Origin of the sequence: Actinoplanes sp. NBRC 101535, from assembly GCF_030269225.1 — a bacterium.
Classification (GTDB): Bacteria; Actinomycetota; Actinomycetes; order Mycobacteriales; family Micromonosporaceae; genus Actinoplanes; species Actinoplanes rectilineatus.
The window spans coordinates 300,975-315,599 of record NZ_BSSY01000002.1 but is presented as its reverse complement, the minus strand read 5'-3'; the positions used below and the strand labels follow the sequence as shown (position 1 = coordinate 315,599).

Here is a 14,625-nt window from a genome sequence, read left to right as displayed (position 1 = left end):
GGGCCTTCCTCGCAGTTCCGGCCACAGGAGGCGGAATGACGATCCCGGACAACGACGCGAACACGGACATCGACCTGCTCGCCGCCGTCCGGGCCGGCGACACCGCCGCCTTCGGCACGCTCTACGAACGCCACCGGGCGGCGGCACGGCAGTTCGCGTACGGGCTGACCCGGGACCCGTCCGACGTCGACGACCTGGTCGCCGAGACGTTCGCCAAGGTGTTCGCCACCCTGCGGGCCGGCCGCGGACCGCTGGTCGCGTTCCGCGCCTACCTGCACACGACCATGCGGCACGTCTGCTACCACCGGGCCCGCATCGACCGCCGCCTGGAGTTCACCGACGACCTGACCCGCTACGACGCCGGCGTCCCGTTCACCGACCCGGCCCTCGACCGCCTCGAACGCGCCTTCGCCGCGGCCGCCTTCCGTCAGCTCCCGCCCCGCTGGCGCGACGTGCTGTGGCAGACCGAGGTGGAGGGCAGCACCCCGGCCGAACTGGCACCCCGGATGGGCCTGACCCCGAACGCCGTCGCGGTCCTCGCGCACCGTGCCCGTGAAGGCCTGCGCAGCCTGTACCTGCAGCAGCACGTGGCCGCCGCGGAACGCCCGGAATGCCGGTGGGCCGGCGAACGGTTCAGCGGGCACATCCGCGGCCGGCTCGCCCCCCGCGACGCCCACCGGATGGGTGCCCACCTGGAGTGGTGCGCCGAATGCCGGGGCCGGCTGGCCGAGATCCGCGACGCCGACAACTTCCGGCACGGACCGTACCGGCAACGTCACCACGTGGATACGACTGGTTAAGACCCGGCAACGGGGACAGCCGACCGTGGTTACTCCCGGTACCCTCGGAACGTGCCCTCGAAGCCGCCGCAGCCGTCCGGACTGCGCTCCCGGATGCAGGCGCTGCTCCGCGAGGTGAGCAAGTTCGGCACGGTCGGCGGCGCCGCCTTCGCCCTCGACCTGGTGATCTTCAACGTGCTGCTCGGCACCGGCAGCGAGACCCTGCTCGCCAAGACCGTCGCCACCACGATCGCGACGACCTTCGCGTTCTTCGGCAACCGTTACTGGACGTGGCGCGACGGCCAGCACACCACCATGGCCCGGCAGTACACGACGTTCTTCGTGCTCAACGCCATCGGACTGGGCATCGCCCTCGGCTGCCTGGCGCTCAGCCACTACGGTCTCGGGCAGATCTGGCCGGTGCTGCAGAGCAAGGTCGCCGACAACATCGCCGGACAGTTCGTGGGAACCGCCATCGGCACCCTGTTCCGTTTCTGGTCCTATCGTCGTTTCGTCTTCCGGGTCACCGACGACCCGACCGGGAGTGTGACGACCCCGTCATCCGTCTCCCCGTGACCCGGCGTCATCGCCCCCGTCCCCGTAAGGTTGCTCAATGCCCTCAGCCCGTACGCTGTCGGATCGCCTCCGCCGCCTCGCCCCGGAAGCCATCGCCTTCGGCATCATCGGCGCCGGCAACACCCTGCTCTACATGGCGATCACGTACGTCCTGCTGCCGATCGGCGCGGTCAAGGCCAGTGTCGTCGGCACGGTCATCACCACGACGCTGGCATACGTCGCCAACCGCTACTGGACGTACCGGCACCACACCAAGACGGCACTGCGACGCGAATACACGCTGTTCTTCGGGTTCAACCTGATCGGCATGGTGATCCAGTCCGGTGCGATCGCCATCGGCAAGTACGGCTTCGGCCTCACCGAGGAGCACGACAAGATCGCCTTCCTCGGCGTGACGCTGTTCGGCATCGTCATCGCCACCGTCTTCCGGTTCTGGGCGTACCGGACGTTCGTCTTCCTCAAGCCGCCGGTCGACGGCCACGAGACGGTCATCGCCGAACTGGACGCGACCGCCGGACTCGCCGAACTCAGTGCGGTGGACCGAGAGCTGGATCCTCGCTGAGCTCGTCCTCCTGCTCGTCCTCCGCCGGGCTGTGCTCGATCAGCTCATAGAGCAGCGACTGCACCCGCTGGGCATCGGGGACGCCGGCCAGCACCGCCTTCTGCTCACCGATCGAGTCGACGGTCAGGGTGCCGCTGCCCAGCATCCGGTCCAGCAGCGACTGGTGCAGCGCGTGGTCGTTCACCCGGTTCAGCGGCAGGTCACGCCGCTCCCGGGCGAGCACCCCGTCCTGCAGCAGGATCCGCTCGTCGGTGAACACGTAGTGGGTGCAACGCCAGGCCAGCAGCGGATGCAGGGCGTACCGGACGCCGTACCAGAGCATCACGGCGACGACCAGCAGCAGGCCGATCCGGCCGCCCTCGGTCGGCGGCAGCAGCACCAGCGCCATCACCGCGCCGGTCACCGTCAGGGCCAGCACCAGCAGCGGGGCCACCGACGCCCTCCAGTGCGGACGGAGGTGGAGGACCAGCTCCTCCTCGTCCGACAGCACATCGTCCGGGAACGCCACGTGGTCAGCGTACGTGCAGGACGTCACCGGCCGAGACTCGAAGATCGGCGGCGTCGCCCGTACGGATCACCAGCTGACCGTCACCGTCCACGGTGACCGCCTCACCGGTCGCCTCCCCGCCACCCGGCAGCAGCACCCGCACGGTGCGGCCGATCGTCGAACACCCCCGCCGGTACTCACCGAGCAGGCCGCACATCTCCGCGTCCCCACCGGCCTCCCGCCACCCGGAGTACCACCGGTCCAGGCCGCGCAGCAGCGCCCGGGCCAGCGGGTCCCGGTCGAACTCGGCCGCACCGGCCACCCGCAGCGACGTGGCCGGCAGACCGGTCGTCTCCGGAAGCTCCTCGGCGCGCGTGCCGACGTTGACGCCGATCCCGATCACCACGGCGTCGCCGGCCATCTCGGCGAGCAGGCCGGCACACTTGCCGTCACCGTCGCCGGACGGCACCAGCAGATCGTTCGGCCACTTCAGGGTCGCCTCCAGACCCGTCGTGCGGATCACCGCCTCCCGCAGTGCCACCCCGGCCAGCAACGGCAGCCAGCCGGACCGGGCCGCCGGCACCGGCGCCCAGTCCCGGGCCGGGTCGGCCGCGCCGGGCCGCAGCAGCACGCTCAGCGTGAGACCGGCCCGCGGCGGGGAGAACCACTGCCGGTCGCGGCGCCCCCGGCCGGCGACCTGGCTCTCGGCGATCAGCACCAGGCCCTCCGGCTCGCCCGTGGCCGCGGCCGCGGCCACGTCGGCGTTGGTGGAGCCGGTCTCCGGCAGCACCTCGACCCGTTTCCAGAGGGCGCCCGGCGTGACCAGTGCCCGGGACAGGGACCGGGCGGAGAGCGGCGGGCGGTCGAGATCGGAGTACGACTCGGAGTACGACGAGGCCATCCGGCAAGCCTAGGCTTCCGGCGATCTCGGCGGTGGCCTGGTCATGCTCCCCGGGAGTGCCGGCTCACGTAGGACGGGCCGTTGTCGGACTGGGCGAACGGCCGGGGCCGCGGGCGGCGCCTCGGCTGCTGCTCGTCGGCGACCCGGCGGTTGCGGCGCGAGACACCACCCTGGGTCTCCCAGGAGCGGGGCGGACGGGCCCGCTCCGGCCGTTCCGGATCGGCGTACAGGTGATCCGGCACGGGGGTCCAGTAGTCGCCGGTGGGCGGCCGGTCGTCCGTCTCGACGACATCCGGTGGGGGATACGGCGCGTTGACCGGCTGCTCGGCCATCACCTCCTCGGAGATCTCCGGGAAGAGGTCGCCCAGCTGATCAGCGTCCCGCAGGGTCCAGGGTGTCTCGCTCTCCCACTGATCCGCTGCGATCGGTTGTCGCGCCGCGACCGGTTGTTCCGGGACGGCCGGTGGCGGCAAGGGCATCTGCCGCGCCTCGGGCGCCTCCGGCACTTCCGGCGGGAAGAACGGGCCCTCCTCGAAGAACGACGGTTCCGCCCCTGCAGCGGCCCGGCGCTTGGCCGCCCGCGCCGTGCGTTCGCCGCCACCGCCGAACAACACGGTGCGGAAACTGATCAGTGTGGCGAGTCCGCCCGCGATGAAGGCGAGCCCGGCCGCGGTCATCCAGTTCGTCACGGGGGATGTAACGAATGGGGCATTGGGTACGAAACGCACCCGTAACGACGCCCGGCACAGCGTCGCCGATATCGCTACGATCATCGCGAGTGCCCCGCCGCCGCCGACGCGTTGGAGACCACCGTGACCACGGAACCCGACATCCACAGCACCGCCGGCAAACTCGCCGACCACGCCCGCCGCACCGAGGAGGCCGTGCACGCGGGCTCCGCGCGCGCGATCGAGAAGCAGCACGCCCGCGGCAAGAGGACCGCCCGCGAACGGATCGAGCTGCTGCTCGACAAGGGATCGTTCGTGGAACTCGACGAACTCGCCCGGCACCGCTCCACCGCCTTCGGCATGGACCGCAACCGCCCCTACGGCGACGGCGTGGTCACCGGGCACGGCACCGTCGACGGCCGGCAGGTCTGCGTGTTCTCCCAGGACTTCACGGTGATGGGCGGATCCCTCGGCGAGGTGTTCGGCGAGAAGATCGTCAAGGTGCTCGACCTGGCCATGCGGATCGGCTGCCCGATCATCGGGATCAACGACTCCGGCGGCGCGCGCATCCAGGAGGGCGTGGTCGCGCTCGGCCTCTACGCCGACATCTTCTTCCGCAACGTCCGCGCCAGCGGCGTCATCCCGCAGATCTCACTGATCATGGGCCCGTGTGCGGGCGGCGCGGTCTACTCCCCCGCGATCACCGACTTCACGGTCATGGTCGACCAGACCTCACACATGTTCATCACCGGCCCCGACGTGATCAAGACGGTGACCGGGGAGGAGGTCGGCTTCGAGGAGCTGGGCGGGGCGCGCACCCACAACACCCGCAGCGGCAACGCGCACTACCTGGCCAGCGACGAGGGCGACGCGATCGACTACGTCCGGGCGCTGCTGTCGTACCTGCCGAGCAACAACATCGACGAGCCGGTCACCTACGACGAGCCGGCCGACCTCGAGGCCGCCGACACCGACCTGGCCCTGGACACCCTGATCCCGGACTCGCCGAACCAGCCCTACGACATCAAGAAGGTCGTCGAGACGGTCGTCGACGAATTCCTCGAGGTGCAGCCGCTCTACGCACCGAACATCGTGGTCGGTTTCGGACGCGTCGAGGGCCGCCCGGTCGGTGTGGTGGCCAACCAGCCGATCAGCCTGGCCGGCACCCTCGACATCGCCGCCTCGGAGAAGGCCGCCCGGTTCGTCCGCACCTGCGACGCCTTCAACATCCCGGTGCTGACCTTCGTCGACGTACCCGGCTTCCTGCCCGGCACCGGCCAGGAGTGGGACGGCATCATCCGGCGCGGGGCCAAGCTCATCTACGCGTACGCGGAGGCCACCGTCCCGAAGGTGACCGTCATCACGCGCAAGGCCTACGGCGGTGCCTACGACGTGATGGGCTCCAAGCACCTGGGCGCCGACGTCAACTTCGCCTGGCCGACCGCGCAGATCGCCGTGATGGGCGCCCAGGGCGCGGTCAACATCCTCTACCGGGGTGAGTTGTCCGCCGCGGAGGATCCGGCTCAGCGCCGGGCCGAGCTCATCGCGGAGTACGAGGACACGCTGGCGAACCCGTACATCGCGGCGGAACGGGGGTACGTCGACGCGGTCATCCGCCCGTCCCAGACCCGCGCGCAGGTGACCCGGGCGCTACGGATGCTCCGCGGCAAGCGGGAGACACTGCCGCCCAAGAAGCACGGCAACATCCCCCTCTGACCGCGGGTTTCAGACAGTCAGCGTGGGGAGCCACTGGCCGGCCAGCAGGAACGCGCCGGCGAGCAGGGCGACCAGGTTGACGACGAGGAAGAGACCGACCCAGAACAGCGCCGGCAGGTGGGTCAGCCGGGACAACTGGTCGGCGTCCGAGTCCCGCATCCGGCCGCGGGAGCGCAGCTGCTGCAGCTCGAAGACCGGCCGGATGCCGCCGAACAGCAGGAACCACACGCCGGCGTACGCGAACGCGGCCTGCACCTCGGGCTCGGCATACCAGGACACGACGAAGACGATCGCCCCGGTGATCAGCAACGAGATCACACCGAACAGGTTCCGGATGTTGATCAGCATGAGGAGCAGCAACACCACCGCCAGCCAGAGCAGCAACGTGATCCGGTTGCCGCCGAGCAGCCACGCGCCGAGAACACCGACCAGCGACGGTGCGATGTAACCGCCGAGCAGGGTCAGGATCATGCCGGGCCCGGTCGGACGGCCGGCCGACAGCGTCAGCCCGGACGTGTCGAACTCCAGGCGGATGCCGCGCAGCTTGCGCCCGGTCACCAGGGCGAACAGCGCATGCCCGCCCTCGTGCGCGATGGTCACCGCATTACGGGCCACCCGCCACACCGGGCGGATCGCCACCGCCAGGAATCCGGCGACCGCGGTGATCAACACCAGCAGGCCGGGCGGATCCGGCTGCGCGCCGAGCAGTTGGTCCCACAGGTCAGTCACACCGTCGATCGACACGCCGGGGACTGTAGCCGATTCCGCTATGCGCGGCGGCGCACGGCCACCTCGACAGGCTCGGCCTCCCGCCGTCCGAGTGCCCGGCCGGCCACCACCGCACCGGCGGCGATCACCGCCACGGCGAGGACGAAGAAGAGCGCGAGGAGCAGCCCGGTGGACGCGACGATGATGATCACGTCGGCCACCGCCACCAGCATCCACAGCGCGATCGTGGGCTTACTGCCATATCGTCGGCAGCTCATGTCACACCTCCCATCCGTGGTGCTGGATAACTACCCAACGACCCGGATCCCACGCATGGGAGGTCTGATCAGTTTGCCGTGAAACCGGCGAAAACCGCTTCGATGTCGGACTTTGCCTTGTCCCAGTCCTCCGGCGTCGTGTACCAGGACAGGTTGTACGTCGTCCCGCCGATCGCGAAGACCCGCTTCACCACACGCTGCCGGTTGCCCGACGAGGTGGTGTAGTAGAACTCCCAGTCCGCGGCCTCGCCCTTGTAGGCGACCTCGCTGATGCCGATCTCCTCGTACTGCGGGTACCGGCCGGTGTCCTGCGAGCGCCAGTAGTTCACCGGGTCGCCCGGCTCGCCGTCCACCTTGTTGATGATCAGCAGCCGGTTCTTCCACCGCAGCTGGGTGCCGTTGCCGCCACCACCGCCGCTGACACTCGACGGCACCGGAAGCTTGAACCCACTGCCGCTGTACGTCTTCCAGTTCGCCGGGATCGTCGCGGCCGCCGACGTGGTGGCCGACGGGCTGGGCGCCGCACTGGTCGCCCCGCCCTGACCGGTGGTGGCCGCCGGGTCCACACCCTGCGACGAGCTGATCCCGTTCTGGTCGAGGCCGGTCGGCTCGTCGTCGAAACCGCCGAACGCCTGCACCACGATGATGCCGATCAACAGGACGAAGGTGAGCAGGATGGCCAGCCCGATGATCGCCTGCTGACGGGTGAGCGTGGTGCCCAGGATCGTGATCCCACCGGGCCTGCGCTGCTCGGAACGAACCTCGGCCGGATTCCAGGCCCGACGCGGCGGCCGGGAGGAGTAGTTCGGCACCGACCGGTAGTCGACCATCTGGGTCGCTCCGGCGGCCGGCGGCGACTGCGGCACCACGGTGGTGAAGTCCACCATCGAGGTCTTGTCGCTGTCGACCGACGGAACCGGCGCCTGATAGACGGGCGACGGCGACACCGGAGCCTGGTAGGTCGCGGCCGGCGAGACCGGGGCCTGATACGTCGGCGCGGGAGACACGGGAGCCTGATACGTCGGCGCCGGAGACACGGGAGCCTGATAGGCCGGTGCCGGCGAGACCGCGGCCGGGGAGACCGGGGCGGGAGACACCGGAGCGGGATCGGCGACCGGGCGGGCAGCCGGGACGGAGATCGCGGCAGGCTGCTCGGGAGTCGCCTCCGGGACGTCCTTCGCCGCCGGGGAAGCCGCGACGGCCTCCTCGGCAGGCGGCGCAGAGCCCTCGACGACGGCCGGGGAGGCAGTCGTGTCCGGCTCGGCCGCCTGCACCGCAGGCTCCGTCTCAGCAGCCGTGGCCGCGCCGTCAGTCTCGGACGCTGCGTCCGCCTCGACCGGTGCGCCGGTTGCGGCCGTGGCGCCGGCGGTGGCCGTGGCGCCAGTGGTGGCCGTGGCGCCAGTGGTGGCCGTCGCGCCGGCGGCCTCGGCAGGCGTTTCGGTCGTGGCTGCCGGTGCCTCGTCAGCGGATCCGGTGGCGTCAGCCGACGGGTCCGAGGACTCCGCATCAACCGCCGGACCGGTCGCATCATCGACCGCCACAGCATCGGCCGGCGCGGCAGTGGCCAGCGCGGCAGTGGCCGGTACTGCGCCGGTCGGTGCTGCGCCGGTCGGTGCTGCACCGGCCTCCGGTTCGGCGGCCGACGTCTCCACCGCGGACTTCTCCGTGGCGGAATCGGCGGCGGAAGTCTCGGTGTCAGCAGTAGCACCCGCGTCCTCGCCGGGCGCCGGGACCGGCGTGGTGGCCGGAGCCTGGGCAGCGCCGGACTGGGCAGCGCCGGACTGGGCAGCGCCGGACTGGGCAGCGCCGGACTGAACAGCATCAACCTGAGCAGCGCCGGACTGAGCAGCGTCAGCCCGGGCAGCGTCGGACTGGGCGGCGTCGGCCGGCATGGCGGTGGTCGCCTGCTCGGCCTCGTCCGCGGCGGGCTGCTGGCCGCGCGGGGTCACCACGGGATAGCCCGAGGTGGCCTGGGCCAGGGACTGCTCGTGCTCGGGGGCCGCCTGCTTGCGCCGGTGCGCCACCACGTCGGCGGCGGTGAAACCGGTCCGCAGGGCGTTCGTCGGGGCGTTGCCGGCCGCCATCGACTGCGCGGGCGGGTTCTGCGACGGCGACGACTGCGGGTTCACCGGTGTGGTCGCCGGAGCCTGCCGGTTCGGAGCACCCATCGGCGTGGTCGGCGGCGCCTGCAGACCCGCGGCGCCCATCGGTGTGGTCGGCGGGGCCTGGCCGGGAACACCCATCGGCGTCGTGGGCGGCACCTGATGGCCCGGGGCGCCCATCGGCGTCGTCGGCGGCATCTGGTGGCCCGGAGCACCCATCGGCGCGGTCGGCGGCGTCTGACGTCCCTGGTCCTTGACCTGGGGCGTGTCGAAGCGGGTGGCGTCGAGCGGTTTCGCCGGTGGGCGTGCGCCGGGTGGCGGCACCGGCGTGCGGCCGACGGTCGCCTTGCCGGGCGTGAACGACGGCGGCGGGCCCGCGGGCATCGGCGGCGCGGGACGACCCTGCTGCGGGTCACCCGGACGGCCACCGACCGCGGACCGGCCCTGCTGCGAATCCTGCGGACGGCCACCGATGGTGGACCGGCCCTGCTGCGGGTCGGGACGACCGCTCGCGGCGGCCGGACGGCCCTGCTGCGGGTCGCCGGGGCGTCCACCGGTCACCGGCGGGCGCGGACCCGGCACCACCGGCGCGGAGCCGGTGGCGGTCCCCCAGCCGCTGCCCGGGAGCACCGGGGGCCCGCCCGGGCCGCTCGGCAGCGACGGGCGTTCCCGGCCGACGCCGGGCCGGCGCATGGTCGGGCTCATCGGGAACGAGATCTTGGAGCGGCGGCCGGCGGCGCGCGCCAGCAGGCGCTCGGCCTCCTCGGCGTCCATCCGCTGGGCGGGATCCTTGCGCAGCAGACCGTTGAGTACGGGCTTGAGCGGCCCCGCGTTCCGCGACACCGGGACGTTCTCGGTCGCGAGGGCGGCGAGGGTCGCGATCGCCGACGGACGGGCGAACGGCGACTGCCCCTCGACCGCGGCGAACAGGGTGGCGCCGAGCGACCACAGGTCGGCGGCCGGCCCGGCGGTGCCGTCCCGGGCGCGTTCCGGCGCGATGTAGGCCGGGGAGCCGAGCACCAGGCCGGTCCGGGTCACGTTGGGGTCGCCGGGCACGGTGGCGAGACCGAAATCGGTCAGCACGGTGCGACCGTCGGTGGCGATCAGCACGTTGCCCGGTTTGACGTCGCGGTGCACCACGCCGGCACGGTGGGCGGCGCGCAACGCGTTCAGCACGCCGAGACCGATCTCGGCGGCACGCAACGCGTTGAACGGCCCGTCGGCGGCCAGGGTGTCCTGCAGCGAGCGGTTGGGCACGTACTCCATGACGATCCACGGGTCGGCGTCCGTGCGCAGCACGTCGAAGACGCGGACCACGTTGATGTTGTTGAGCCGGGCGATGGCACGTGCCTCGCGCAGCGAGCGCTCGCGCATCTCCTGCCGCTCCGCCGGGGTGAGCCCGGGGGGCGGCACGAGTTCCTTGATCGCGACGTCACGGTGCAGCACGACATCGGTCGCTCGCCAGACACGCCCCATCCCGCCCTGACCGAGCGGCGCGACGAGCCGGTACCGATCAGCGACAACGGTGGGGAGAGAAGAAGACATCACGCAGAAAATACCTGGTTCTGTCGAGCGGCCGCGAATTGATCAGCCGAGTGTGGGACACGTGTCACCGGATCTCCGGGCACCCGTCGTACGCTCGGCCGATGAATGAGGAACCGCTGGTCAGCGTCGTACGGGGAAGCCTAGACGATCATGAGCTGGCCGCGTTGGTCGCCATCCTGGCATCGCGATCCACTTCGGTCAATTCCGGAACTTCGCAGGTCCCGGCCCCGGACTGGATCCGATCAGCCCGTCCGGGAGCCGCGCCGCGCACGTGGCGAGCCGCCGGCCGGCCTGTCCACAGGGGCCGATGACACGCGGTGTGACCGGATAATCTCGCGGAGTTCATCCCGACCGTGTTCGAGGAGTTCCGGATGATCCCCACAGAAGATCGCGGCCCTGACCGGCTGCGCGATTACGGTCACATGGCATTCGCCGCCGTCGAGGCCGACCCGCACGCGATGACGGAATGCGCGGCCCGGTGGAAAGCGGACGCCGACCACGTTTACGCACCGCATGCGGCCGGTGTCGTCAGCGCAATGATCGAGACGCTGGGGACGGAATCGCCATTTTCCGAACTCGAACAATTCCTGAAAGCACACGGACGGGCACAGGAAGTGACCCTGCGGAACATTCAGGGGTACGCCGCCGGCACGCACGCCCTCGCCACGGCCGCCGCTGAGATCGCCGCCCGCTTCCGGGAGTCCGACGAGGCCGCCCGGTCCCGGATCGGCGCCGCCGGCTCCGAACTCGGCACCGCGGGGCCCGGTTCACGGCGGGGCGGCGCCGATCCGGCCACGGGGTCCTGATGCTCGACGTCCCGGCCGGCACCGACTGGTCCACCCGGAACGTGGATCAGATGTGGGCGATGCTGGAGCGCCACGACGGTTCCGGCCACCGCCGCGTCCTGGTCGGCTGGCGCCGGTCGGCCGAGCTGGCCCAGCAGCACCTGGCCGGGGCTCTGCGGTACCGGGAGGCGCTGGTCGCCGTGTGGCCGCCGCGGGGCAACCGGGCGGCGGCCGCCTACATCGAACGGCTGGACGCGCTGATCGCCAGCCTGCGCGAGACGTCCGAGGCCGCGCTGACCGGTCACCGGCTGCTCGGGGCGGTCACGGTCGCCCTGGAGTCGGTCCGGCGGGAACTGGCCGGGATCCACCGGGAACACACCGCCAACCGGGTCGCCCTGGCCGCGTTCGAGGAGGCGAAGCAGCTGGCCATGTCCGGTCCGGGCAAGGCGCTCGGCCCGCCGCCACGGTCGCCGGTGGAGCCGGGGCGGCAGGCGGAGCTGACCCGCCGGGCCCGGGTGCTGATGTCCGGTCTGTGCCGGGAGCTGGCCGAGGCCCAGGCCGCCCTGGTCACCCCCGGCGGCTACCGGGCCGGCGGGCCGACGGCCGCACCGGCTCCGGCGGCCGGTCCCGGGCCGGCCGTTACGCCGGGCACCCGCACCGCGATCGGTGACGACGGGAGCCGGCCGGCGGCCGCCACAACACCGAACGGCGAATCCCGCGCGCCGGATCCACGATTGATTCCGGCGGCCGGCATCGCGGCGGCGGCCATTTCCGCGGCGGTCTTTCCCGCAACGGCGGGAATGACGGCCGACAATGCGGTTTCCCGCGGGGACACGGCGGGGAGAACGACCGTCCGCCGGACTTTCCCCGTGAACGGCATCATCGGCTCGGGGCCGGCGCAGGCCGGTTCGAGGACACGATCCGGGCCGGCCGGATCGCAGCCGGTGGCCGCGCAGGCGGGGACGGAACCGCATGCCGGATCAGGAGCACAGGCCGGGCAGCCCGGACCCGGACCAGCAGCACAGTCCGCACCGGCCGGGCCGGAGTCACGGTTCGGGCGGATCGCCGCGGAACCGCTGCCCCCGCACCGCGTGGTCCCGGCCGGCGGCGTCATCGGCGCCACACCCACCGCCCGCCCGGCCGTCCCGCGGGTGATGTCCGCGGGTGATCGGCCGGGGAACCGCGCGGCACCCCGGCCGGCCCGGCGGGGCCCGGTCATCACCGCCGACCGCGATCACCCGATCGATCCGGGACCGGTCATCGGCGCCGAAAAGCCGTGATCGCGATCCCGGCCGGAAAAGCCGAACCCGTCGCCTTAATTGGCATCATCTGAACAGGACGAACAGCGACGAAACTGCTCACGGCGTACCCCGGAAGGGTCTGACGAAAGCGGGCCGGGCGATCCAAGATCGCCCGGCCCGTTGACCGCCTTTGATCAGGCCGATCAGAGATCGGCCCGGCCGGGAGGACCGGCCGTGGTGCTCAGTGGCCGCGCACCACGTCGCGAACCTCCGCGAAGTGGCAGGCGCTCGGGTGTGCGGATCGATCGCGGATCTGCAGGAACGGGTCCTGCTGCGAGCAGATGTCCTGCGCCTTCCAGCACCGGGTCCGGAACCGGCAACCCGACGGCGGGTTGGCCGGCGACGGCACGTCGCCCTCGAGCACGATCTGGTCGCGGTGGCCGCGCAGACGCGGGTCCGGAACCGGCACCGCGGAGAGCAGCGCCTGGGTGTACGGGTGCGTCGGCTGCTCGTAGATCTGCTGGTCGTGCCCCTCCTCGACGACCCGGCCGAGGTACATCACGGCGACCCGGTCGGAGATGTGCCTGACCACCGAGAGGTCGTGCGCAATGAAGATGTACGACAGACCCAGCTCGTTCTGCAGACGCTCCAGCAGGTTGATCACCTGGGCCTGGATCGACACGTCGAGCGCGGAGACCGGCTCGTCGCAGACGATGATCTCAGGCTTGAGGGCCAGGGCACGGGCGATGCCGATGCGCTGACGCTGACCGCCGGAGAACTGGTGCGGGTACCGGTTGATGTGGTCGGGGTTGAGACCGACCGTGTCGAGCAGGTCCTGCACCGCCGCCTGCCGTCCCCGCTTCGGGACGACCTCGGGGTGGATCTCGAAGGGCTCCCCGATGATGTCGCCGACCGTCATACGCGGGTTCAGCGACGTGTACGGGTCCTGCAGCACCATCTGGATGTTGCGGCGGGCGCGGCGCAGCGCGTTGCCCTTGAGCTTCACCATGTCCTGGCCGCGCACCATGATCGAGCCGGAGGTCGGCTTCTCCAGGCCGACCAGCAGCTTGGCCAGGGTGGACTTGCCACAGCCGGACTCGCCGACCACGCCGAGGGTCTCACCACGGCGCAGCTGGATGTCGACACCGTCGACTGCCCGGACCGCGCCGACCTTGGTCTGGAAGACGATGCCCTGGGTGATCGGGAAGTGCTTGACGAGACTCTTGGTCTCGAGAACGACGTCACTCACCGAGGACCTCCCGGAAGAAGTGGCAGCGGGCGGTACGTTGCGGCGCGACGGCGTAGGCCGGCGGCGCCGGGTCCTGGCGGCACGGGTCCTTCGCGAACCGGCAGCGCGGGTTGAACGCGCACCCCTGCGGGATGGACGTCAGCGCCGGCGGCAGGCCCTGGATGACGTTGAGCTGCTGACCCTTCATGTCGAGGCGAGGGATCGACTCGAGCAGGGCCCGGGTGTACGGGTGGGCCGGCCGGGAGTAGATGTCGTAGACGCCCGCCTCCTCGACGACCTTGCCCGCGTACATCACGGAGATCCGGTCGGCGACGTCCGCGACCACGCCCATGTCGTGCGTGATCAGGATCAGGCCCATGTTGCGCTGCTTCTGCAGGTCCGCGAGCAGACCCATGATCTGCGCCTGAACCGTCACGTCGAGAGCCGTGGTGGGCTCGTCGGCGATCAGCACCTCGGGGTCGAGGGCCAGCGCCATGGCGATCATGACGCGCTGCCGCATGCCGCCGGAGAACTGGTGGGGGTAGTCGTCGACCCGGGTCTTCGCGGCCGGGATCTTGACCTGGTCCAGCAGTTCGATGGCGCGCTTCTTGGCGTCCTTCCGGGACATTCCCCGGTGGATACGGAACAATTCGGCCAGCTGGAACCCGACGGTGTAAACCGGGTTGAGAGCCGAGAGCGCATCCTGGAAGATCATGGCGATCTGGTTGGCGCGCACCTTGCGGCGCTGCTCCTCCGCGACGCCGAGCAGATCGACACCGCGGTACTTGATCTGACCCTTCGTGATGAACCCGGGAGGACTGTCCAGGATGCCCATGATCGCCTGGGCGGTCACCGACTTGCCACAGCCGGACTCGCCCAGGATCGCCAGGGTCTCGCCGGCCGCGAGGCGGAAGTTCGCGCCGTTGACGGCCTTGGCCACGCCGTACTGGGTGCGGAACTCGACGTGCAGATCGTTCACCTCGAGCAGAGGTGCACGCGGATCGGCGCCGGGAAGGACGTCGATGTGCGCTTTGGTAACAGTCACAGGG

General features: G+C 71.2%; 15 protein-coding genes. 7 read left to right on the top strand and 8 right to left on the bottom strand.

What is annotated here, in order from left to right:
- Nucleotides 1-35: 35 nt before the first annotated feature.
- Genes QSK32_RS06485 through QSK32_RS06475 form a run of 3 tightly spaced genes read left to right on the top strand, consistent with a single transcriptional unit; the run spans nt 36 to nt 1,917 of the window.
- On the top strand, nt 36-800 hold the full coding sequence (locus QSK32_RS06485) for a sigma-70 family RNA polymerase sigma factor (protein ID WP_045744363.1): 765 nt from the start codon (nt 36-38) through the stop codon (nt 798-800).
- A gap of 51 nt (nt 801-851) precedes the next feature.
- On the top strand, nt 852-1,355 hold the full coding sequence (locus QSK32_RS06480; protein WP_045744362.1) for a GtrA family protein: 504 nt from the start codon (nt 852-854) through the stop codon (nt 1,353-1,355).
- A 37-nt stretch (nt 1,356-1,392) separates the two neighbouring features.
- Nucleotides 1,393-1,917, top strand: coding sequence for a GtrA family protein (locus QSK32_RS06475; RefSeq protein ID WP_045744361.1), 525 nt, complete (start codon nt 1,393-1,395; stop codon nt 1,915-1,917).
- On the opposite strand, the gene QSK32_RS06470 is transcribed toward QSK32_RS06475, so the two are convergent.
- The 3 genes from QSK32_RS06470 to QSK32_RS06460 are packed head-to-tail and all read right to left on the bottom strand — an operon-like array spanning nt 1,883 to nt 3,994.
- Entirely contained in the window at nt 1,883-2,425 is a 543-nt protein-coding gene (locus tag QSK32_RS06470) for a PH domain-containing protein (protein WP_285471430.1), read from the bottom strand. The two genes, QSK32_RS06475 and QSK32_RS06470, sit on opposite strands and share 35 nt — an antisense overlap.
- A gap of 4 nt (nt 2,426-2,429) precedes the next feature.
- Nucleotides 2,430-3,305, bottom strand: coding sequence for a biotin--[acetyl-CoA-carboxylase] ligase (locus QSK32_RS06465; RefSeq protein WP_045744360.1), 876 nt, complete (start codon nt 3,303-3,305; stop codon nt 2,430-2,432).
- Between the two features lie 41 nt (nt 3,306-3,346).
- Nucleotides 3,347-3,994 carry a hypothetical protein gene (locus tag QSK32_RS06460; protein ID WP_157411200.1) on the bottom strand — a complete coding sequence of 216 codons (648 nt, stop codon included), beginning with the start codon at nt 3,992-3,994 and terminating at the stop codon, nt 3,347-3,349.
- Between the two features lie 123 nt (nt 3,995-4,117).
- Here QSK32_RS06460 and QSK32_RS06455 point away from each other — a divergent pair, with 123 nt between their 5' ends.
- Nucleotides 4,118-5,689: an acyl-CoA carboxylase subunit beta gene (locus tag QSK32_RS06455; protein WP_045744388.1), complete on the top strand. Its 1,572-nt coding sequence runs from the start codon at nt 4,118-4,120 to the stop codon at nt 5,687-5,689.
- Between the two features lie 9 nt (nt 5,690-5,698).
- Here the strand turns inward: QSK32_RS06455 and QSK32_RS06450 are convergent, their stop codons facing one another.
- The 3 genes from QSK32_RS06450 to QSK32_RS45705 all read right to left on the bottom strand — a co-directional run bounded on the left by QSK32_RS06450 (nt 5,699) and on the right by QSK32_RS45705 (nt 10,322).
- Nucleotides 5,699-6,433 (bottom strand): M50 family metallopeptidase, encoded by a 735-nt coding sequence (locus tag QSK32_RS06450; RefSeq protein WP_083449229.1) that lies wholly within the window; start codon nt 6,431-6,433, stop codon nt 5,699-5,701.
- 23 nt (nt 6,434-6,456) lie between these two features.
- The gene (locus tag QSK32_RS06445) at nt 6,457-6,675 is read right to left on the bottom strand and encodes a hypothetical protein (protein ID WP_045744358.1); all 219 of its coding nucleotides are present in this window, start codon (nt 6,673-6,675) and stop codon (nt 6,457-6,459) included.
- A gap of 68 nt (nt 6,676-6,743) precedes the next feature.
- Nucleotides 6,744-10,322 carry a serine/threonine-protein kinase gene (locus QSK32_RS45705; protein WP_502872509.1) on the bottom strand — a complete coding sequence of 1,193 codons (3,579 nt, stop codon included), beginning with the start codon at nt 10,320-10,322 and terminating at the stop codon, nt 6,744-6,746.
- Between the two features lie 101 nt (nt 10,323-10,423).
- Here QSK32_RS45705 and QSK32_RS06435 point away from each other — a divergent pair, with 101 nt between their 5' ends.
- Genes QSK32_RS06435 through QSK32_RS06425 form a run of 3 tightly spaced genes read left to right on the top strand, consistent with a single transcriptional unit; the run spans nt 10,424 to nt 12,387 of the window.
- Nucleotides 10,424-10,633: an acyl-CoA carboxylase subunit epsilon gene (locus QSK32_RS06435; RefSeq protein ID WP_083449233.1), complete on the top strand. Its 210-nt coding sequence runs from the start codon at nt 10,424-10,426 to the stop codon at nt 10,631-10,633.
- A gap of 42 nt (nt 10,634-10,675) precedes the next feature.
- Nucleotides 10,676-11,128 carry a hypothetical protein gene (locus tag QSK32_RS06430; RefSeq protein ID WP_285471429.1) on the top strand — a complete coding sequence of 151 codons (453 nt, stop codon included), beginning with the start codon at nt 10,676-10,678 and terminating at the stop codon, nt 11,126-11,128.
- Nucleotides 11,128-12,387, top strand: coding sequence for a hypothetical protein (locus tag QSK32_RS06425; RefSeq protein WP_285471428.1), 1,260 nt, complete (start codon nt 11,128-11,130; stop codon nt 12,385-12,387). Before QSK32_RS06430 ends, QSK32_RS06425 begins: the two co-directional genes overlap by 1 nt.
- Nucleotides 12,388-12,589: 202 nt before the next feature.
- On the opposite strand, the gene QSK32_RS06420 is transcribed toward QSK32_RS06425, so the two are convergent.
- Together QSK32_RS06420 and QSK32_RS06415 are read right to left on the bottom strand one after the other, a co-directional pair.
- Nucleotides 12,590-13,597, bottom strand: a complete 1,008-nt coding sequence (locus QSK32_RS06420) for an ABC transporter ATP-binding protein (protein WP_045744355.1) — start codon at nt 13,595-13,597, stop codon at nt 12,590-12,592.
- The gene (locus QSK32_RS06415; RefSeq protein WP_045744354.1) at nt 13,590-14,621 is read right to left on the bottom strand and encodes an ABC transporter ATP-binding protein; all 1,032 of its coding nucleotides are present in this window, start codon (nt 14,619-14,621) and stop codon (nt 13,590-13,592) included. The genes QSK32_RS06420 and QSK32_RS06415 overlap by 8 nt, the downstream gene beginning before the upstream one ends.
- Between the last annotated feature and the right edge of the window lie 4 nt (nt 14,622-14,625).